The 21,608-nt window shown below is 61.9% G+C and carries 15 protein-coding genes and 1 tRNA gene; 6 read left to right on the plus strand and 10 right to left on the minus strand.

Features of this window, described 5'->3' with window-relative positions; genetic code table 11:
* The 3 genes from FFS45_RS38145 to FFS45_RS42015 all read right to left on the minus strand — a co-directional run.
* Positions 1–392: ATP-binding cassette domain-containing protein (locus FFS45_RS38145; protein WP_137959810.1), on the minus strand; the 392-nt coding region annotated here is incomplete at its 3' end.
* Positions 393–473: 81 nt separating this feature from the next.
* Positions 474–2,225 carry an ABC transporter permease subunit gene (locus FFS45_RS38150; RefSeq protein ID WP_137959811.1) on the minus strand — a complete coding sequence of 584 codons (1,752 nt, stop codon included), beginning with the start codon at positions 2,223–2,225 and terminating at the stop codon, positions 474–476.
* 212 nt (positions 2,226–2,437) lie between these two features.
* Positions 2,438–2,578 carry a hypothetical protein gene (locus FFS45_RS42015; RefSeq protein WP_171029870.1) on the minus strand — a complete coding sequence of 47 codons (141 nt, stop codon included), beginning with the start codon at positions 2,576–2,578 and terminating at the stop codon, positions 2,438–2,440.
* 1,015 nt (positions 2,579–3,593) lie between these two features.
* Between FFS45_RS42015 and FFS45_RS38155 the strand changes: the two genes are divergently transcribed.
* Together FFS45_RS38155 and FFS45_RS38160 are read left to right on the plus strand one after the other, a co-directional pair.
* Positions 3,594–3,833 carry a hypothetical protein gene (locus FFS45_RS38155; RefSeq protein WP_137959812.1) on the plus strand — a complete coding sequence of 80 codons (240 nt, stop codon included), beginning with the start codon at positions 3,594–3,596 and terminating at the stop codon, positions 3,831–3,833.
* 90 nt (positions 3,834–3,923) lie between these two features.
* Entirely contained in the window at positions 3,924–5,441 is a 1,518-nt protein-coding gene (locus FFS45_RS38160; RefSeq protein WP_137959813.1) for a carbohydrate porin, read from the plus strand.
* A 92-nt stretch (positions 5,442–5,533) separates the two neighbouring features.
* Here the strand turns inward: FFS45_RS38160 and FFS45_RS38165 are convergent, their stop codons facing one another.
* Both FFS45_RS38165 and FFS45_RS38170 read right to left on the minus strand, forming a co-directional pair.
* Positions 5,534–7,432: a potassium transporter Kup gene (locus FFS45_RS38165; RefSeq protein WP_137959814.1), complete on the minus strand. Its 1,899-nt coding sequence runs from the start codon at positions 7,430–7,432 to the stop codon at positions 5,534–5,536.
* Positions 7,433–8,109: 677 nt separating this feature from the next.
* Positions 8,110–8,186 (minus strand) — tRNA-Met (locus FFS45_RS38170).
* A gap of 24 nt (positions 8,187–8,210) precedes the next feature.
* Here FFS45_RS38170 and FFS45_RS42020 point away from each other — a divergent pair.
* The 3 genes from FFS45_RS42020 (at position 8,211) to xth (ending at position 10,554) form a co-directional block, all read left to right on the plus strand.
* Positions 8,211–8,519 carry a hypothetical protein gene (locus FFS45_RS42020; RefSeq protein ID WP_171029871.1) on the plus strand — a complete coding sequence of 103 codons (309 nt, stop codon included), beginning with the start codon at positions 8,211–8,213 and terminating at the stop codon, positions 8,517–8,519.
* Between the two features lie 213 nt (positions 8,520–8,732).
* Positions 8,733–9,173, plus strand: a complete 441-nt coding sequence (locus FFS45_RS38180; protein ID WP_171029872.1) for a response regulator — start codon at positions 8,733–8,735, stop codon at positions 9,171–9,173.
* Between the two features lie 604 nt (positions 9,174–9,777).
* Positions 9,778–10,554 (plus strand): exodeoxyribonuclease III, encoded by a 777-nt coding sequence (gene xth, locus FFS45_RS38185; RefSeq protein WP_137959816.1) that lies wholly within the window; start codon positions 9,778–9,780, stop codon positions 10,552–10,554.
* A 63-nt stretch (positions 10,555–10,617) separates the two neighbouring features.
* Here the strand turns inward: xth and FFS45_RS38190 are convergent, their stop codons facing one another.
* The 4 genes from FFS45_RS38190 to glnA all read right to left on the minus strand — a co-directional run bounded on the left by FFS45_RS38190 (position 10,618) and on the right by glnA (position 17,220).
* Positions 10,618–12,756, minus strand: a complete 2,139-nt coding sequence (locus FFS45_RS38190; protein ID WP_137959817.1) for a prolyl oligopeptidase family serine peptidase — start codon at positions 12,754–12,756, stop codon at positions 10,618–10,620.
* Between the two features lie 93 nt (positions 12,757–12,849).
* Complete coding sequence (ntrC, locus tag FFS45_RS38195) at positions 12,850–14,364, minus strand: nitrogen regulation protein NR(I) (RefSeq protein WP_137959818.1); 1,515 nt, start codon at positions 14,362–14,364, stop codon at positions 12,850–12,852.
* 45 nt (positions 14,365–14,409) lie between these two features.
* The gene (glnL, locus tag FFS45_RS38200; protein WP_137959819.1) at positions 14,410–15,552 is read right to left on the minus strand and encodes a nitrogen regulation protein NR(II); all 1,143 of its coding nucleotides are present in this window, start codon (positions 15,550–15,552) and stop codon (positions 14,410–14,412) included.
* A 252-nt stretch (positions 15,553–15,804) separates the two neighbouring features.
* Positions 15,805–17,220, minus strand: coding sequence for a type I glutamate--ammonia ligase (glnA, locus tag FFS45_RS38205; RefSeq protein WP_137959820.1), 1,416 nt, complete (start codon positions 17,218–17,220; stop codon positions 15,805–15,807).
* 444 nt (positions 17,221–17,664) lie between these two features.
* Between glnA and FFS45_RS38210 the strand changes: the two genes are divergently transcribed.
* Entirely contained in the window at positions 17,665–18,129 is a 465-nt protein-coding gene (locus tag FFS45_RS38210) for a rhodanese-like domain-containing protein (RefSeq protein ID WP_137959821.1), read from the plus strand.
* Positions 18,130–18,353: 224 nt separating this feature from the next.
* On the opposite strand, the gene FFS45_RS38215 is transcribed toward FFS45_RS38210, so the two are convergent.
* Entirely contained in the window at positions 18,354–21,314 is a 2,961-nt protein-coding gene (locus tag FFS45_RS38215) for a GH92 family glycosyl hydrolase (protein WP_137959822.1), read from the minus strand.
* Positions 21,315–21,608: the final 294 nt, after the last annotated feature.

A 21,608-nucleotide genomic window follows, 5' to 3' on the forward strand; every position in this document is an offset into this window, starting at 1 on the left:
CCCTGGGCTTCGAGACCGGCTTCCACGTTCTGCAGCACGGTCAGCCACGGGAACAGTGCGAAGGTCTGGAACACCATCGCCACGCCCTTGGCGGGACCGTCGAGCGGCTTGCCCAGGTAAGTCACATCGCCGTCAGTGGGTTCGATCAGGCCGGCGATGATGCGCAGCAGCGTCGACTTGCCCGAGCCCGAACGGCCCAGCATGCCGACGATCTCGCCTTCACGCAGCGACAGGTTCACGCCGTCGAGCACCAGCAGCTCGTCCTGGTTCTTGTCGAAGCCACGGCTCACGTCCGTCACGCGCAGCACTTCTTCACCGAGGCGCGCGGGCGCGGCCGGGGTCTGGGGCGCCGTCGGGAGAAGATCGGCCGATACAACTTTAGGATTTAGCATCGTGGTTAAGCTCACAATAAAACACCGGGCCGCCCGGGCCATCTTTCGGGACCCGGGGCGAAACGTCAGGTATAGGGGCGCTCACTCGAGCCGCATCTTGTTCGCGGCGTAGGCGTACATCGGACGCCACAAGGTGCGGTTAAACAACGTGACGAACAGGGACATCACAGCAATGCCGAGAATGATCTTCGGGAAGTCGCCCGCGGCAGTGGTCTGCGCGATATACGCGCCCAGACCGTGGGCGACGACCTTGGTGTCGCCCCACTGCACGAACTCGGCCACGATACTCGCGTTCCACGCGCCGCCCGAAGCGGTAATCGCGCCCGTCACGTAGTACGGGAAAATGCCCGGCAGCATCGCCTTGCGCCACCACTGCCAGCCGCGGATGCCGAAGTTGGTCGAGACTTCGCGGTAGTCGTTCGGATAGGCAGTGGCGCCCGCAATCACATTGAAGAGGATGTACCACTGCGTACCGAGCACGATCAGCGGCGACAGCCAGATATCCGGGTTCAGATGAAAGCGCACGATGACGATCACGAACACCGGGAACAGCAGATTGGCCGGGAACGCCGCGAGGAACTGCGCAAGCGGCTGGATCTTCTCGGCGAGCGCCGGGCGCAGCCCGATCAGCACCCCAAGCGGCACCCAGATCACCGACGAGATCGCGATCAGCAACGCCACGCGCAGCAGCGTGATAAGTCCGAGCACGAACACGTGGCCCACTTCGTCGAGCGTCACGCCGGTACGCACATAGGCGATCACGCGATAGACCACGTACACCGTCAGCAGGATCACGAGGATCCCCCAGATGATGTCGCCCACTCGCGATGACTTTTGCCGGCTCGGCATGTCGAACCTGATTCGACCCACGCCCGGCACGCGCACCGGCAAGCGCGCTGCGTTGGCGAACAGCTTGCCCATCGGCACAAGGCTGCGGTGAATCAAACGGGTACGGCGCACCAGATCGAGCAGCCAGGACTCCGGCGCGTTGCCCGAGCTGGTGGTTTCCATGCGGAACTTGTCGGCCCACGCCACCAGCGGACGGAACAGCAACTGGTCGTACGCAATGATCACGATCGTCATCGCCAGGATCACCCAGCCCACGGCGTGCAGGTTCTTGTCCGAGATCGCCTGGGCCAGATACGCGCCGATCCCCGGCAGCGTGATCGTGTTGTTGCCCACCGTGATCGCTTCGGAGGCCACCACGAAGAACCAGCCGCCCGACATCGACATCATCATGTTCCAGATGAGGCCGGGCATCGAGAACGGCACTTCGAGCTTCCAGAAACGCTGCCAGCCGGTCAGGTGGAAGCCGCGCGACACTTCGTCCAGATCGCGCGGCACCGTGCGCAGCGACTGGTAGAAGCTGAACGTCATGTTCCAGGCCTGGCTCGTGAAGATCGCGAAGATCGCTGCCAGCTCCGCGCCCAGCACCTGGTGGGGAAACAGCGCGAGGAAGAACGTGACTGTGAACGAGATGTAGCCCAGCACCGGCACCGACTGCAGGATGTCGAGAATCGGGATCAGCACCTTTTCGGCGCGGCGGCTCTTGGCGGCCAGCGTGCCGTAGATCAGCGTGAACACCAGCGAAGCAACCATCGCCGCAAGCATGCGCAGCGTGGTGCGCAGGGCGTATTCGGGCAGGCTCGCCGGGTCGAGGGAGATAACCTGGGTCTTCAGCGTCGAGATCGGCGCGAGCGTCTGGTGAAAGCCGATCGCCGTGAAAGCGATCACGCAGATGATCAGCGGGAAGGCAACGAAGTCCCAGCCGTTAGGCAGCAGGCGCCACACTGAAGCATTGGCGGTGCGGTTTAGATTGAAATTGAAATTCATCTGGCGTCTCCCCGGTCACGGGATTCTGGAACATACGGAGCGACGCCTAAGCGATGCGCGGCAGCAGGATTAGAAACTCGCAACGAAAAGCTGAAATGACTCATGGCTAAACATAGGCGAACAAAGGGACAGCACACGCTTGCGCCATTGCCACGGAGCACTTCATCGCGAGCGATAAAACGCACCTGCCAATGACGCAAGAGCGAGGAAACTTATGAAACGAGGGACTTCAGGGTATGCCAGAGGGCGGCAAACCGGTGCGGTTCACGGGCTTGCAGGGACAGCATGGCGTCGTAGTGGACGCGCGATTCCTGGACGTGCGGGAGTTGCGACAGGAGGAGGCCGAAGTTCATGGTATTGCTCCGAGCGTTGGCTTAACGCATTCATTGGAAGCCAGCAGACCCGGAGTGCCTGCGCATCACGCGCACGGCCCAGAATTTCTACTCGCTTCCTTTAGACAAAGGGAAGGTAAAGCGGCATATGGGACATATGGGACAACTGTCAGGGTCTGGCACGGGGTACTCCTATATCGTTGCTACGCGCAAAGCGGCGCCGGGACTGCAAGGGCGCGCGCAAACGCAGCCGCGAGACGGGCTCGCGACATGAATGCCATGCGAGCGCGCGGAATCGCTGCGTTCGTATGACGCTGATAAAGGTGCACGGAGAGAATGACTACGGCGCGCACCGTCTGCCTGCTGGCAAGACGGCGGCTAGGGAATACAGCGCGGGCGTCCTGCTGGTCAGGCAAAAAAACAGATCGAAGATCGACTACTGCTACTGTCCAAGGCATTAGCCCCATTTGTGACGACGGCGAAATTCTAGACATTTTGTGCCCTAAAAGTCAACTTCATTCGCTTAGCAGAGCCAATTCAATTGGATTTTGCCTGGTAACGGATTAGCGCTCTGCGGGCCGTTCAAGTCATTCTTTCGCCAAAATCGAATGGAAAGCATTTCGCAAGATCACGCCACGAACCGCAGACGGCCAGCCCGCCTGGCTTCGCACGCTTTACCTGTTGCACGATCGCGTTGCGAGCGGCTTTCCTGATCTTTTTGCTTGCAAGCATGCTTACGCACAGCATACAATCCGCCCGTCTCATCGAAAGGAGTCCCTCGTGGACACATGCTCTAGCAGTGGAAGTCCGATGCCGGCCCGCGCCGGCGCAGTAACCGCGAGATAGCCGCCACAGGGTCCCTCCTTCGCCGCTAACTCGCCCTGGTCGGGTTAGCGCGCTTCATCTCTGACTGGCACTACGCCAGTCCGTCAGCAGCACGCTCCCTTGTTCGACCGCCTTTCGCAAGCTCGCTTGCGGGACGCCGTCACGTCCTCATACGTCGCCTGAACTCGTCAGGCTGGACGGGAGTGGGTTCATGTTCGTCTATTCGTTTTTGAGTTCGGCTTTGAGCTTGGTTTTCAGCTCCGCTTTCAGCGCAGCGATGATCGCGCGCACTCCGCTGCGGGCAGTTTATGCCCACAATCCCTTGACACCCGCCGGCTACGCGATTCTGGCAATGACTGCTATCGCCGTGGCGCTGGCCGCCGTGTTGTCCACCTCGTCCATCAGTAACGAACTGGAGCGTGCGTTACGCGTGAGCGGGTGGTTTTCCTGAACGGGACAGGTTCACAGTTCCGCCATCTTTGAAGCGTCACATCGATAAAACATCAAGCGGCCAAGCCGCGATAACTTCGCCCCACTCGCCATGAAAAAAAATCTGAAATCGAGACTGCTGCTGTCCAGCGGACCCGTCAGCCTAAGCCTGCTGCTATCGCTCGGAATCGTGCCGTCGGCACAGGCCCAGGCGAGCAGCAACGCGACGCCCGCCGCCCCTGCCCCGGCGGCCGGACCAGGCGATGCGCAACCAGCGACGCCGTCCAGCCCGGACACCGCTGCGGCCAAGCCGGACCAGACACCGCCTGCGCCGACCGGCTTCTGGGAGCGCTCGAACCTTCTAGGCGACATGGGCGGCCTGCGTCCGTGGCTCGGCAACTATGGGGTGAGCTTCGGCCTGCAGGAAACCAGCGAATATCTGAACAACCTGTCGGGCGGCACGCGGCGCGGTGGTGCGTACGACGGCCTGACCCAGTTCGGCATCGGTGTGGATACGCAGAAAGCCTTCGGCCTGCCGGGCGGTATCTTCAACGTCTCAGGCCTGCAGATTCACGGCACCAATCTGAGCTCGCGCGACCTGCAAACGCTGCAAAGTGCGAGCGGCATCGAGGCAGACGCCACGACGCGCCTGTGGGAGCTGTGGTATCAGCAATCCCTGCTGGGCGGAAAGGTAGATGTGAAAGTCGGCCAGCAAAGCCTCGACCAGGAGTTCATGGTGAGCCAGTATGCCGGCACCTTCATGAATGCCACCTTCGGCTGGTCGGTGCTGCCGTCCGTCGACCTGCCCGCGGGTGGCCCGGCGTATCCGCTTTCGTCGCTCGGCGCGCGCCTGCGGGTCACGCCTTCGGAGAACTGGACCGTACTGGCCGGTGTGTTCGACGGCAACCCGGCGGGCAACGGCGTGGGCGATGCGCAGAAGCTGAATGCGCATGGCACCAACTTCAACCTGCACGACAGCGCCCTGTTTATCGGCGAAGTGCAGTACGCGCTGAACCCGGCGCCGTCCGACCCGGCCGCCGCGAAACCGGCCGGCCTGCCCGGCACCTATAAGCTCGGCTTCTGGTACAACACGCAGACGTTTGCCGACCAGGGCTTCGACACCACCGGCCTGTCGCTTGCCAATCCGGCGAGCAACGGCATCGCCCGAAGCCATCGCGGCGACTACAGCTTCTATGCGGTGGCCGACCAGATGGTGTGGCGCCCAAGCGCGGACAGCCCGCAATCGGTCGGTGTGTTTGCCCGGGTGATGGGCGCACCGGGCGATCGCAACCTGGTGGACCTGGGAATCAATGCGGGGGTGACGCTCAAAGCGCCGTTCAAGGGCCGCGACAACGATGTAGTCGGGCTGGCAGTCGGCTACGCGAAAATCGGCTCGCATGCGCAGGATTTCGCAAGCACCTCGGCAATCTACACGCCGGGGTATCCATCGCGCAGCGCTGAGACCATTCTCGAAGCGACCTATCAGTATCAGGTCACGCCGTGGTGGCAACTGCAGGCGGACTTCCAGTATGCGTTCCGTCCGGCAGGCGGCATCCCCAATCCGGAGAACCCCTCGCAGCGCATCGGCAACGAAGCGATTGTCGGCCTGCGCACCAACATCACGTTCTAGACAGGATGCTCCGCCGCCGCGGCTCCCCCGGCGGCGATGCTGCAATGACATGGCCGGCGACTCAGCGAGTTGCCAGCCCCCGGGCGCCTGACCTACAGATTGATCTGCCCGCCCAGTTCGACCACACGGTTGGCCGGCAGGCTGTAGTACTCGGCCGCTTGCGCCGCATTGCGTCCGAGGAAGGCGAACAGCTTCTCGCGCCACAACGACATGGCCTTGCTTTCGCCGGTGGCGAGCACCGTATCGCGGGCAAGGAAGAACGAAGTGTCCGCGGGTTCGTATTCCCAGTCGGGAATCGCCTTGGCCACCAGCAACAGAACGTCGGGGACGTTGGGAATCTCCATGAAGCCATGGCGCACGCTGACCGAATAGCAGCCGTGGCCCAGGTCCTGTACCGTCACTTTCTGCTCGTCACGCACGTGCGGAACGTTGTCCGTCATGCCGGCCATGAAGATGTTGATCCGATGCATCACGCGGTTGTGCTTGAGGTTGTGCATGAACGCGGACGGCGTCATACCAGCCACACCGCCCGGGAACACCGCCGTACCGTCGACGCGCGGCGGCGGATGCGAGCCGCCGCACAGCGACTGGATCAACCCGGCAAGCGGAATATTGTCGGTCCTCATGCGCTCCATCACCACCTCGCGGCCGCGATGCCAGGTGGTCATCACCGTGAACAGCGCGCCGCCTGCCAGCAGCGGGAACCAGCCACCGTCCATCACCTTGCTGACGTTACTCGAGACAAACACCGCGTCGACCAGCACCAGCGGACCGATAACCGCGAAAGTAGCGAGCGCACGCCACTTCCACAGCGAGTGCGTGATGAAATACATCAGCATCGTGGTCAGCAGCATGGTCGAAGCCACGGCAATACCGTAGGCTGCAGCCAGATTGTCAGAAGATTTGAAGAACACCACGAGAAACACCACCGCGGCGTACAGCGACACATTGATGAACGGCACGTAGACCTGGCCGACCTCATGCGTCGAGGTATGGACCACCGGGATACGCGGCAGGAAGCCGAGCTGCACCGCCTGCTTGGTCATCGAGAACGCACCGGAAATCACCGCCTGCGAGGCGATGATGGTGGCCGCCGTTGCCAGCAGGACCAGCGGCACCAGCGCCCAGTCCGGCGCCGATTCGAAGAACGGCTGCTCGATGGTCGAGGGCTTGGCGAGCACCAACGCGGCCTGGCCGAAGTAGTTGAGCACCAGACTCGGCAGCACCAGAAACAGCCAGGCAAGCCGAATCGGCTTTTTACCGAAATGCCCCATGTCCGCGTAGAGCGCTTCGCCCCCGGTCAAGGCGAGGAACACCGAACCAAGTACGACGAAAGCGGTGCCGGGCGCGTGGGTCACGAAATTCACGGCGTAAAGCGGCGACACCGCCTTGATGATGCTCGGACCGGCAACGATATGCAGCAGGCCCAGCGCCGCCAGCGTGACGAACCAGACGATCATCACCGGTCCGAAGACCTTGCCGACCGTTCCGGTGCCGCGCTTTTGCAGCTTGAACAAGCCGGTCAGGATGACCAGCGAAATGGGCACGATCCATGCCGTCAGCTTGGGGTCGACCAGCGTCACGCCTTCCACCGCCGAGATGACCGAGATGGCCGGCGTAATCATCGAATCGCCGTAGAACATCGCCGCGCCGAATACGCCGAGCGTGAGCAACACCTGCGACAGGCGCGCCGGCGCAACGCGCGAAGCCAGCGCCGTCAGCGCGAGAATCCCGCCCTCGCCGTCGTTGTCGGCACGCATCACGAAGCTCACATACTTGAGCGTCACCACCACGATGATCGACCAGAGGATGAGTGAGACGATACCGAACACGTTCGGCTGGGTAATGCCGCCCGCGGCCTTCAGACATTCACGCAGCGTGTACAGCGGACTCGTGCCGATATCGCCGAACACCACGCCGATGGCGCCCAGTACGAGACTGGGTGCGGCATTGACAGTCTGGGAGGCGGGACTGGTGACAGATGAGGACATAGGGTGTCGTAAGTGAAATGAAATTAACGGCATGCCTGACCGTATTGGCGCCTGACGCAAATACGGCCCTCGCACCAGCGGAAAATCTAGCTTCTAGCAGGTTCTTGATACAACGGGATGAAAATATCTCGTGTGATGAAGATTCGGGTAAATACGGGTTCCCGTCGGGATTTACCTCAGTTTCCAGATGCCCCAGAGCGCAATAGCCAGAGCGATCCCAAAACCGCCGCCGAGCAGGATATATGTCGCCATTTCAACGTCCTCGAAACAAGGGTTGTCTTAAAAAGCGTGCGCCAAAGCGAAACGCACACCTCTTAAGCGCCGAATAGTACCTTCGCTTCCTTTCATTAGCCATGGCTGGTTCGCGCTGCGTGAAGCAGCGTGCATGCGTGCCCTGGTTCAATGAGTGGCGCAAGGCTCCTTAACCGGGCTGATCGACGCCCCTGCTGTTGAGGCTGTAACCGTCGCTATTGCCTTCGGCGTACTCTTTATGGCGAACGCAATAGCACCTTAACGTCAGGTACGCCCATATTATTCAGGACAACATAGCGACTCAAAAACGTCGACGCTTCGACGCGATAGCTCACTGCAATCGCACCGCGAGGTCCGTCGACCTGCTGACTGAAACCAAATGAAAAAGCCCGCGTGGCGGTCGCCAGCGGGCTTTCCATAATGCTTGGTTGCGGGGGTAGGATTTGAACCTACGACCTTCGGGTTATGAGCCCGACGAGCTGCCAGACTGCTCCACCCCGCGTCAGAGAAAACGGATTGTATAGAGATGTCGGCGAATCGTCAAACAATCGTGCAGATTATTTTTTGGGCCTCGCCGATCGGCGACCAGGGCACCCTCGATCTTGTCGTCGATGAAGTCTGCCCCGTACTGGCTCGCGCTATACCGCGCGATGCCCGAACCGGAAAATGTGGCGGGGCGCACAAGGTGAAACACACGGCCTGCCTTCGGGTTGCCGTTCGCTCCAGGGCGGCAAGCGCGAACCGCGACGTCATGGTCTTCGGCGCGCCGCTTGCGGTCGTCGAACTTGCTGAATTTCGGAAAAAAGCCAGTAGATACACTTCGAACTCCTTATAGATGGCAGAATGGCGTTCCGCCACAGTGCTTCCCGAGACGGGAGTATCGTCCCGCTATGCACCGCGCAAAGAAGTTGCCAGCCGTCTATTTTTCAGCCTGCCGCGCGGGCTGATCGAACCTGCCCGGCTATCAGCGTCCTGCCACACTCTTGCGGCACAATCTGCCCGGAGAGGAACGACTGTTGCTCAGCCGAACTCATCGGAAGGAGGAGACATGGACCCATTTTCGCCGGCGCCCAAAGTCACGGTTTGGCACATGCCGCGCCCTGCGTCCTTACAAAACCAGACGTTGATGGTCGCCGACGACGACCGGCATGCGTGCGAGTCCGCCGCGCAGGTTCTGCGCGGCGCGGGCTTTGAGGTGCTAACCGCGTACAGCGGGCAGGAAGCGCTGCAGGTCGTACAGGCCGCCCAGCCAGCGGTGGCGATCCTGGACCTTTCAATGCGGTTTGGCAGCGGCTGGGATACCGCCACCACGCTGCGCCAGGAAGCGCCGGAGATGTTACTCATCGCGCATACTGGGTTCTCGACCCTGTCCGAGTGGCAACAGGCTGAAAGCTGCGGCTTCGACGCCTATTTCGTCAAACCCTGCGATCACGACCGCTTGATCGAATTGATTCGGGAATATCTGCAGCCCCGGCGGTTGTCGTTATAGCCCCCAAGAGGAAAAAAAGCCGCGACCTCGTCGCGGCTCAAACACACGTCGCGCGGGAATCACCGCGCTGAACTCATCGTAACCAGGCTGCAACGGCGCACAATCGGGTATCTGGTCAGAGGGTTGGGCCGCGAGCGGGAATCGCGAACCAGATCAATGCTTTAGCGTTGCTTGACGGGTGCCGGGGGCGTTGCTAAATCACAACGGGGATAGTGGGGTACGCCCCTTCACCATTTAAGTCATTGGTCACGCAGTGAATATATTTAGTATATCTATATATTTCGGAAATTGAATTAGCGAAATCGCTGGCGTGGGCCCTTGGGCCGCACAAAAATCTTACGCTAGGCTCCCTGCGCAACCTGGAATACCAGGTGCACGCAGTTGCCCCGCTCCCACCCTGCCGGCAACGGTCACCTCCAAGCCCGTATTACTATGCGAACTGCGGCTGAGCGGCATCACTGGCACCGGCTATCCTGCGGTACCATTCGCCGCCTGGACCCTAATGCCTACCGCGGCCGAAACGCGTAGCCAGACGGGCAGCAAGATCAAAAACTGCCGCGGCATTCGCCCGCAAAGCCCTATCCAGCAAGGATGTGAGAATTCCATGAAAATCGCCACCTGGAACGTCAACTCGCTCAAAGTCCGCCAGCAGCACGTGATCGACTGGCTCGAAACCAGTCACGCGGATGTCCTGTGCCTGCAGGAACTGAAACTCACCGACGACAAGTTCCCCCGCGCCGAGCTCGAGGCAAAAGGCTACCGGAGCTGGTATGCCGGCCAGAAGACCTACAACGGTGTCGGCATCCTCGTGCGCGAAAGCCTGAAGGTCGATGAAAGCACGATTGTGCGCAATATCCCCGGTTTCGAAGATCCGCAGCAACGCGTGATTGCCGCGACCATCGAAGGCGTGCGTGTCATCTCGGCGTACTTCCCCAACGGCCAGGCGCCCGGCACCGACAAGTTCGCCTACAAGCTGCGCTGGCTCGCCGCGCTGCACGACTGGGTGGCCAGCGAACTCGCACAGCACCCGAAGCTGGCGTTGCTCGGCGACTACAACATCGCCCCGGAAGACCGCGACGTGCACGATCCGAAAGCGTGGGAAGGACAGAACCTCGTGTCGCCGGAAGAGCGCGCCGAATTCGTGCGCCTCGTCGAACTGGGACTCGTCGATGCGTTCCGTCTGTTCGACCAGCCAGAGAAAGTGTTTTCGTGGTGGGACTACCGGATGCTGGCATTTCGCCGCAACGCCGGCCTGCGCATCGATCACATCCTGCTTTCGAAACCGCTTGCCGCGGCCTGCACGTTCTGCGACGTCGACAAGACGCCGCGCAAATGGGATCAGCCGTCGGACCACGCACCGGTAATCGCGCAGATCGATTGAGCAACAACTAACGCCTATCGAGCGAGGCGAGTGCAGCGCTGTACCGCTGCGAACGGAAGCGCCCTATCTGGCGGCTCCATCTGGCTCCGAACCGCTCAGACAGCACCACAAAAACTCATACACCATCGCGTCATGGACGGCCTGCTCCAGTTCATCGGAGCCGCCGCCATGCCCGCCGTCCGTATTCTCCCGATACCACACCTGCTTCGCCCCAAGCGCCTGCATGCGCGCCACCATCTTGCGCGCATGTCCGGGGTGGACCCGATCATCGCTGGTCGAGGTCGTGAACAGCACCGGTGGATAATCCGCCTCGCCGCGCACGTGATGGTACGGCGAGTAAGTCGCCAGTACGCGTGCTTCATCCGGCTCGTCGGGGTCGCCGTATTCGTCGATCCACGATGCGCCCGCATGCAGCAGGTGATAGCGGCTCATATCGAGCAGCGGCACTTCGCACACCACCGCGCCGAACAGTTCGGGCCGCTGCACCATGCACGCCGCCACCAGCAGGCCGCCGTTGCTGCCGCCCTTGATGCCCAGTTGTGCCGCCGTGGTCACGCCGTCGGCAATCAGCGCCTCTGCGACGGCAATGAAATCGTCGAACGAGCGCTGCCGGTGCTCGCCCTGGGCCGCGAGATGCCAGCCCGTGCCGAACTCACCGCCACCGCGGATATGCGCAACCACGAACACCCCGCCCTGCGCGAGCCAGCCGATCCCGGGGCCGGTCAGATAGCTCGGCATGAGCGGAATCGCGAAGCCGCCATAGCCGGTCAGGAGACACGGGCGCGCGGCGGCTGCCCCATCCACCTGCCGGCCGCCCTCCAGCAGCGCGCGCGGACCGATCACCGTGTATGGCACCCGCGTGCCGTCGGCGGACTGCGCGTGACCTCGCTTTACCGCGTAAGGCGTCGCGTCGAACTGGGTCGGCCAGCGGTCGAGCAGTTCCCATTCGGCCAGATCGTCATGTGCAAGATCGGCAAGCCAATACTCGGGAGGCTGAAGGTAATCGTCGACGTCGACATACACTTCGTCGTTGAGCGTCGGTTCGATCGGCGAAACATCGACCTGCGAGCTCGCGCGCGCCGGAAAGGCTCGCGATGACCATTGCCATGCGCCGCCGTCGGTCTGCTGCGGCTGCCACAGCACCGTCTTGCCCTGCACATCGTCGAGATACGAGACGATCAGATGGTGGCGCGTGTGCGTCCAGTCGCACGCCGAGGTTTGCGCAGTGGGCATGAAGAGCGGCACGAAACGGCGCTCGCCGGCCAGAAACTCGCGCTCGCGGATCGCCAGCAGTGCGCCGCCCGGATAGCGTGCGTCCTCGCAAGACCAGTCGAGACGCGGTTCGAGCAGCAGCCACCCTTCCCAGCCGCCCACCGCCACATGCTCGGGTACGTCGTAGCGCTGCCATGCACCGGCGGCATCGAGGTACCAGGTCTGCGAATCGAAGAAGTCGACGCTGCGCACCACGGTGTGCCGCAAGTCGATCGGGTCGTAACTGGCATCCACACTGATGTCGTCGAACTCGCCGCGAAACACCACCGGCGCCTCGGCGAGCGCCGTGCCGCGCGACCAGCGCCGCACTTCGCGCGGGTAGCCCGAACGTGTCAGCGTCTTGCCGCCTCTGTCCCATCCCACATAGAGCGTGTCGCGATCGATCCACGACACCGTATGCTTGCCCGCCTTCGGGACGATAAAGCCGTCGCTCAGGAATCGTTGCGCGTCGATATCGAATTCGCGCACCACCACAGCGTCCGAGCCGCCCGGCGACAAGGTGACAAGCGCGCGATCGCCGTCGGGATAGAGGATGTCGAGTTCAACGCAGACCCAAGGTGTCCCTTCGGCCAGCCCAAGGGCGTCGAAGTCGAGCAGGTTCTGCCAAGCCGGCGCGCCCGCACGCCAGCTCGCCCATGAGGTGCGGCGCCAGATGCCTTTGGGATTGCGTTCGTCCTGCCACAGGTCGTAGGCCCAGTCCTGCCAGCGGTCGGGAATCACCGGCCGCTCATGCGGCAGATAGGCGGCGGCGAGCCGTTGTGTGAGGCTATCGAAGCGGGCGCCGTCGCACCACGCGGCACGGGTGCGCGCGTTCTGCTGCTCGACCCAGGCCAGCGCGGCAGGATCGTCGAGCGACTCAAGCGACAGGAAGGGGTCGGGAGAAAGAGGCCAGCAGACTGAAGCCGGCGAAGTCGAAGCGGATGCAGGCATGGTGAGCCGTCGTAACTGAACAACGACGATTATGCCTTGTGATCCGCCTCGTACCCGTCAAGCCAGCCCCCGAGGTCCTCAAGGAGTCTCCCCTCAAGGCTCGAGGTTCAGCTCCTGGATCTTGCGCGTAATGGTATTGCGGCCAATGCCTAGCCGCTCCGCCGCTTCCACCTTGCGGCCGCGCGTAAAGTCGAGCGCTTCGCGAATCACCGCCGCTTCGAAACGCCGCGCGAGCTCATCCATCACGTCCGGTGCATTCTCGCGCAGCATCCGCGCGACTTCAGTGCGCAAGCCGCTCTCCCACACCGCGACAGCAGCGACGGCCGGCAGGCCCGGCGTCGGCGGCACATGCGCCGACAGCGCGACACCGTTCGCCGCGGTATGCCCGGCGACGCTGCCAGCCGCATCGCCACCCAGCACGCCGCTCGCGGCGATTTCCGCCGAGCCGGCGTGAGCGGGCACCAGGTCAGGCGGCAGATCCTTGATCTCGATGGTCTGCGCCGGCGCCATCACCGTCAGCCAGTTGGCGAGATTCTCGAGCTGGCGTACGTTGCCTTGAAACGGCAGCGAGGCGAGATAGGCCAGCGCTTCCTCCGACACGCGTTTGGGCTCGACGCCGAGATCGCGGGCGCTCTTCTGCAGGAAGTGGCGCGTGAGCAGCGGAATGTCTTCACTGCGCTCGCGCAACGCCGGCAGGCGCAAGCGGATCACATTGAGGCGGTGGTACAAGTCCTCGCGGAACAGCCCCTGACGCACGCGCGATTCGAGGTTCTGGTGCGTGGCGGCAATCACCCGCACGTTAGCGCGCAATGGATTGTGTCCGCCCACCCGGTAGAACTGCCCATCTGAGAGCACCCGCAGCAAACGTGTCTGCAGATCGAACGGCATGTCGCCGATTTCGTCGAGAAACAGCGTGCCATTCTCGGCCTGTTCGAAACGCCCTTGACGCATCGCTTGCGCGCCGGTGAACGCGCCGCGTTCATGGCCGAACAGTTCGGACTCCAGCAGATCTTTCGGAATCGCCGCGGTATTCAAGGCAATGAACGGGCCATTCGAGCGTGGGCTATGTCGGTGCAAGGCGCGCGCAACCAGTTCCTTACCGGTGCCTGATTCGCCGGTAATGAGCACGGTCGCCGCGGAATGGGACAGACGGCCGATGGCGCGGAACATGTCCTGCATGGCCGGCGCCTGGCCGAGCATTTCTGGTGCATCGGCGACGCGTTCATCCCACGCCTGCTCGCCGCGCGTGCTTTCGTCGACGGCGCGGCGAATCAGCTCGACCGCCTTGTCGACGTCGAACGGCTTGGCGAGATACTCAAAGGCGCCGCCCTGAAACGCGGCCACCGCGCTATCGAGATCCGAGAACGCGGTCATGATGATGACGGGCAGGCCCGGCACCTTGTCGCGCACCGTCTGCAGCAATTCGAGGCCGGAACCGCCGGGCATGCGAATGTCGGACACCAGCACTTGCGGGCTGTCATGATCGAGCGCGACTGCTGCATCGCGCACATTCGCGAAGCTGCGCGTCGCGAAGTTCTCACGGGCGAGGGCCTTCTCCAGCACCCAGCGTATCGATTGATCGTCGTCTACTATCCAGATCGGCTTCATATGGTCGGTCAGAAGTCTTTAGGTGCGCTTGTGACGCATGAGGTATTAGCAGTCGAGCGGCAGCAGAATCTGAAACTCGGTGTGACCCGGACGGCTTTCCACTTCGATCAATCCATCGTGCTGCTGCACGAAAGTCTGCGCGAGCGTGAGACCCAGACCGCTGCCATCGTCGCGCCCCGAAACGAGCGGATAGAAAATGCGGTCGCGGATATCTTCTGGAATGCCAGGTCCGTTGTCGATGATATGCAAGTCCAGTGCCAGCTTACATAAGCGTTTCGCAATGGTGATCTTGCGCGCCACGCGCGTGCGCAATTCGATGCGCGCGTCGCCTTGCGAAATCCGTTCGCGCAACGCTTCAGCCGCGTTACGCACGATGTTGAGCACCGCCTGAATCAGTTGTTCCTTGTCGCCGCGCAGATCGGGCACGCTCACGTCGTAGTCGCGCTCGATGGTGAGGCCGCGCGGAAACTCCGCGAGAATCACGGCCCGCACGCGCTCGCACACTTCGTGAATATTCACGTCGCCCACGATATGCGGATGACGGTGCGGCTCGAGCAGCCGGTCGACCAGCGTCTGCAACCGGTCCGATTCCTTGATGATGACCTGGGTGTACTCGCGCAACTCGTCGCGCTCGCGCACGCCCAGTTCGAATTCCAGCAACTGCGCCGCGCCGCGAATGCCGCCGAGCGGATTCTTGATCTCATGCGCGAGATTGCGGATCAGTTGCTTGTTGACCGCGGTCAGATCGTTGATGCGCTCTTCGCGGTCGGTGCGCAGATGCCGTTCGTTCTCGAACAGCTCCAGCAGCACATAGTCCGGTGCGCCTTCCAGATAACCCACAATCGCATGCACATGCAGCGGCTCGTGGCCCTGGCGCTCCAGCACCGCGTCCAGGTGCGTCGCGTGAAAACGGTGGGCGGCAATCGAAGCGACCGTCGCGATCAACTCATCCGAGTTCGCGAAGATGTCCGGCCACGCCATCTGCGTCAATTGCCGGCGCGACAACTCGAGCATCGCCTCCGCGGACGGATTGGCGAACGCGACGCGCAGTGTGCGCTTTTCGAGTACGAGTACGACCGTCGGCAAAGCCTCGAACCCCGTCAGCAAACCGGAGTCCACCAACTGTGCGTTTTCCGACAGCGGTTCGGCATGCCCTTTTCTTGCTTTGATCAGATTCTTCAAAACCATCTTGCAGTCTGGCCGATGAGAGATGGTGGTAAAACAGACCGAGCGCTTATCGCAAACAACATCGCAAGCGACATCGCGAACAGCATCGCAAACGTTGCCCAGAAAAATTCCGGGCCGCCCGCAAGGGGCACACCTCATTGAGGTTCAACAAAAAAGGGACGGCGCCGCCGTCCCTTTGTGACCCGCATCCGACCAGTCACGAGCGTCGGGCGCGCGCTTCGCCACACATAGGAGGCGAAGCGCCATCGCCGCTTACAGCGAGTAGTACAGTTCGAACTCGACCGGGTGCGTGGTCATACGCACACGTTGCAGTTCCGCTTCCTTCAGACCCAGATACGCGTCGATCATCGCATCCGTGAACACGCCGCCGCGCGTCAGGAACTCGCGATCGGTGTGCAGTGCTTCCAGCGCCTGGTCGAGGCCGGCACACACGGTCGGGATCTTTGCATCCTCTTCCGGCGGCAGGTCGTACAGGTTCTTGTCAGCCGCTTCGCCCGGGTGGATCTTGTTCTGCACGCCGTCCAGACCTGCCATCATCAGTGCCGAGAAGCACAGGTACGGGTTAGCCATCGGATCCGGGAAGCGCGTTTCGATACGGCGGCCCTTCGGGTTGCTCACGTGCGGAATACGGATCGATGCCGAACGGTTGCGCGCCGAGTAGGCGAGCTTCACCGGTGCTTCGAAGTGCGGCACGAGACGCTTGTACGAGTTCGTCGTCGGGTTCGTGATGGCGTTCAGCGCGCGAGCGTGCTTGATGATGCCGCCAATGTAGAACAGCGCGAATTCCGACAGGCCTGCGTAGCCGTTGCCTGCGAACAGGTTCTGGCCGTCCTTCCAGATCGACTGGTGAACGTGCATGCCCGAACCGTTATCGCCGACCACCGGCTTCGGCATGAACGTCGCCGTCTTGCCGTACGTGTGCGCCACGTTGTGGACGATGTACTTCAGTTGCTGCGTCCAGTCAGCGCGTTGCACCAGCGTCGAGAACTTGGTGCCGATTTCGTTCTGGCCCTGGCCCGCCACTTCGTGGTGGTGCACTTCGACCGGAATGCCGATCTGTTCGAGCAGCAGACACATTTCCGAACGGATGTCCTGGAACGAGTCGACCGGAGCAACCGGGAAGTAGCCGCCCTTCACGCCCGGACGGTGGCCCGTGTTGCCGCCTTCGAATTCCTTGCCTGCCGACCACGGTGCTTCTTCCGAACCGATCTTCACGAAGCAGCCCGACATGTCCGTGTTCCACTGGACCGAATCGAAAATGAAGAATTCAGGTTCCGGACCAAAGTAAGCCGTGTCGCCGAGGCCCGTGCTCTTCAGGTAGGCTTCCGCGCGCTTGGCGAGCGAACGCGGGTCGCGCTCATAGCCCTTGCCGTCCGCCGGTTCGACCACGTCGCAGGTCAGGACCAGCGTCGACTCTTCGTAGAACGGGTCGATGAAGGCCGTGTTCGCGTCCGGTACGAGCAGCATGTCCGACGCTTCGATACCCTTCCAGCCAGCAATCGATGAACCGTCAAACGCATGGCCGCTCTCGAACTTGTCTTCGTCGAATGCCGACACCGGCACCGATACGTGTTGCTCTTTGCCTCGCGTGTCGGTGAAACGGAAGTCGACAAACTTGACGTCCTCGTCCTTGACGAGCTGAATGACGTCGGCCACGGATTTACTCATAACCTATCTCCTGATTAACGAATTCGGCGGATTGAGCCGCCGCCCAAATCTAGCTGACCCGTCCCGGCACGTCTACCTCGCATTGGGACCCTGCGAAGGCGGACGCCGAAAGCCGGTGATCGAATCGATCGGCACCAGATAAGCAGCTTCTGTGCCATATATGCGCCAAGCCGGCGCAGAAGCCTTCGCCACGCGCGTTTGCGGGGAATCCTCGCACCCCGGCGGGCGTGAACGAGACCTCTTTCCTGAAACACCGGCACCATCATAGGGCAATCCCGAAAGGCTCGCCGGATTGAATCCCCATTTTGGGGCATTCAATCCATTTTGCACCTCTTTGGCGCAGTTTGCGCGCAACCGGCCGGCGCGTTGCGCCATGCCGGCCCAGCACGCACGATCGGGCCGCCGCGCTAGAATAATCATTTGGTCCGAAGGAGAGTTGCTGTCATGAGTACGCTCGAACAGTTGTATGCCCAGGCCGAAAAGCGCCGCATCGAGAACCAGTTGCCCTACGCGGGCGCGTTGTCGCCCGCCGAGGCCTTCGAGCTCCTGCAACTTGATCCGCGCACCCGCCTGATCGACGTGCGCACCCGCGCGGAGCTCGACTGGGTCGGCCGGCCGGTGGTCGGCGACGGCCAGTACGCGCATGTCGAATGGACCCGTTATCCGGGCGCGGTGCCGAATCAGGAATTCGTCCAGCAACTGGGCGCCAGCGCGACGACCGATACGCCCGTGCTGTTTCTGTGCCGCAGCGCCGCGCGCTCGAAGCTCGCAGCCGTCGTCGCGGCGCAAGCCGGCTTTACCAAGGCGTTCGACCTGCTGGAAGGCTTTGAAGGCGACAAGGACGGCCAGGGGCATCGGAAGACAGTCTCGGGCTGGTGTTTTCGCGGTCTGCCGTGGATCGGCGCGTAAGGCTGCGCCCGCATGGAGACGCTAGCTGGATGAATCTGGGCGCGCTCAGGGTGATCCGCGTTTAAGACAATCTTCCTGAAACAGATCGCGCCGACGACACACCAACTGCATCGTCGGCGCGGGATGTGACACTGCGATGATGCGGCGGCCGGCTCGCTCAACTGGCGCGAGTGGCCGCTTCGCTGATTGGGCGCCGCCCGGAAGGCCGCAGGCGCCCAATCCACTTAGGGTGCGGCAGCGATACCGAAGACGTGCAGCTTGCCGGCGCTCACCTGTCTTGGCAACGTGACGCTCGCCACGACCTTGCCCGGTGTCAACGGCACTTTCTCCCCAAACAGATAGGTCTTGACGGCGTTGTTACTACCGTCCCCTGCATTGCGGTACGCGGTTGTCAATGCGATCGGGTCCACCGGCGCGGCACTTCCTCCATTGAGAGTCCAGTCGTCGAAGGCCAGCGTGAACGGTGTGGTCGTACCGTCGGTATAGGTCACCAGCGCGGCGCCTGAACCAGGACCGTTGTTGGCCGAACCTAGCAGAACCAGCGCGCTGCCGCGGGTGCCGGGCGGCATCGTGATGGTCTGCCCAACCGCAACGGCGTTATCGAGCGGGCCGCCCGACAGGATGAAGCTCGCGCCATCGAATACGAACGGCTGGCCCTGCGCCCCGCCCGCGGCCTTCAACGCCTGCGAGGAGTAGCTGTACAGCGAGCCGTCGAAATCCGCGCCCAGCCCGTCGGTATCGGTGCTGCCGTCCACACTGATTCCATGGTTGTTGAAGGCATCCGCCACGCTGCTCGCTACCGGCACGCCATACGAAGGCGGCGCGTCGGCGGCGCTCGCGCCCCACTGCGACGGTGACGAACCCATCACAAACTTCAGCGTCGCCCCATTGGCCAGCGCGTCAACCGTGAGCCACGAACTGTTTTGGGCGCTGCCGTCGACGCTCAGGCTTTGCACGTAGTTCGCGGTGGGTGCGCCAGGGGCCCTGATACGCAGCGTCTTGCCGTTCCCCAGATGAACGTCAATGGCGGAGAATTGCGGACTACCGATCGCAAAGCCACCGACACCCGGAATCTCCGGATAGAGGCCCAGTGCGCCCCATACATACCATCCCGACACCGCGCCCAGGTCGTCATTGCCGGGCAAACCGTTCGGCCCTGTGCCGAAAGCGCTCGCCATGATCTGCTGGACGACGTTCTGTGTGCCCGACGGCGAGCCCGCCCAGTTATACATCCACGGCACCTCGAAGGTCGGCTCGTTGCCCATGTAGAAATTGGGCAGGCTCGTGCCCGCGTTCAACACCGTGAAGAACGTGTTCAGGCGCGACACGACCGTCGTATTTCCGCCCAGTTGCGCAAAGAGTCCGGCCGGGTTGAACGGCACCATCCACGTGTACTGCTCCGCGTTGCCTTCCACGTAGTTGTCGGTGCTGCTCTGGGTCTCGGGAATCCAGCTGCCGTCCGAGTTGCGTCCGGCGATCAGAGGCGGCGTCAACGAGGTGTTAAGCAGGTTCTGCCAGTACGCCGAGCGGCCGCGCAGCATCTTCTGGATGGCCGGGTTACCCAGTGCACCGGCAAACTGCGAAATCGCGAAGTCACTGCTGTTGTATTCCAGCGTAGACGATGCCTGCCCCCATTCGCCGCTCGTGATATAGCCGAACTGCAGATAACTGGCGCGCCCGCCGTTTGTCGTCACGCCGTTGCATGCGGTGCCGGGAATGTTGGCCATCTGGATCATATGGCTCAAGGCGTCCGCGGTATCGAACGCCCGCGCGCCGAATGCGTATGCGCCCGCCACGATCAGCGATCCCGCGTCGCCGGGCATCACGCCGTCTTCGACGTTGTCATTGACCCAATGTGGAATTGCGCCGCACTGGTCCGCATCGTTCACGAGCGACTGCGCCATGTCGCTGGTTTCCTGAGGAAACAGTGTGGCCTTGAGCGGAATCAGCGAGCGGTAGATGTCCCAGCCCGAAAAGGCGGTGTACTGCGCGGCATGGCCCGCGCTGACCTGATGGACCTTCTGGTCGAAGCCGATATATTGGCCGTTGACATCGCTGAATACGCTCGGCGCCCATGACGCATGGTAGAAAGCCGTATAAAACTTCGTCAGGGCCGTGTTATCCCGGCTGCTGACCTGAATCGTATTAAGGCGCCGGTTCCATATCGCATCGGCCACCGCCTTGACGCCATCAAAATCCCATGTCGGATTTTCCCTCTCGAGATTGACTTTGGCATTGGCGGCACTCACGTATGAAATACCGATTTTCATGAGCACAGTCCCGCCTTTACCGAAATTCATGACGGCAACGCCATTCGTAAATGAAGACGTCGTCGTAAATGGCTTGCTGAACTGCGCATAAAAGTACACTGGGACATTCGTTGCATTGCCGCAAAAATGTCCGCCGGTGGTGCTGCCTGAAACGGTTCGGGAGTCCACCTGGGTGACCGAGCCGGCCACGCCCGTTTGCGTGTTCGTATAGGTCGTATTGAGCACGAGAGTCGACGGCTGCTGATCCGGATAGGTGAAGCGGCCGAAACCGGTGCGCAGTGTTGCCGTCAGCTCGACCTTGACCTGGTTGTCGAGCAGCACCGAATAGGCCCCCGCTACCGCCTTCTCGTTGGTGTGGCTAAAGGTTTGTGCGAGCGGTTTGCTCGCGTCGAGCGTGGGCATGACCGGGAATTCGCCGTCGTTGCCGGAACAGCCCGCGCCGCTCATATGCGTGAGACTGAAGCTCTGGATCGAACCGATGTCGTAGTAGTAACCGGCCGGCGACCCGGGTTCCGCGCTGTTCGACGGAGCCGGCGTGGTGTTCGTATCGGGCGCCCACTGCACCATGCCGCTGGGCAGGCCCGCCGCGGGCACTACGCTGCCGGCTTGCCCCGCGGGCACCGGATTCGGGGAGTTGCTGGCCAAGGTGCCGATTAGCGGATTGACGTACTGGGTCAAACGCATGGCGAAGTGATCGGCAGCAGGTGTTTGCGCGTCGTCACCTGTAGCGGCGAGGCTTGAATCGCCAGAACTGCCGCCGGCGCTACTCTGCGCCGTCCCGCCAAGCTGGTTGGCCGCTACTGCGGTGCTGCCTGCACCCGCAGAGCCGGACTGGCTGCCGGAACCATCTCCACCACAACCCGCCAGAGCACCAATGAATATCAGAGCGACCGAAAGACGGTATAAACCGGGCATGGCTGTCTCCTGAATATTGTTTAGTCATCCGAATCATCTATTTAACAATGACCCAGTGACTGAAGACCATGCTATACGACGCCCTCAAATCGAGTCAACCAATTGTCTATTTCCGATTAATGTTTATTTGAATTTACTAAACAAACTAAAATCCCACCAAAACATCGATTAATCAGATCAATCGGATAAATCAGGTTGGCATGCGCCATGCGCTTATGCATAACGCATTCTATTTAACAAATATTGAGAAAACGAGCCCATGCAACGGACAAGGGAGATTTACGAAAATCCGCA

It is taken from the genome of Burkholderia sp. 4M9327F10 (assembly GCF_005503145.1).
Taxonomy (GTDB): Bacteria; Pseudomonadota; Gammaproteobacteria; order Burkholderiales; family Burkholderiaceae; genus Paraburkholderia.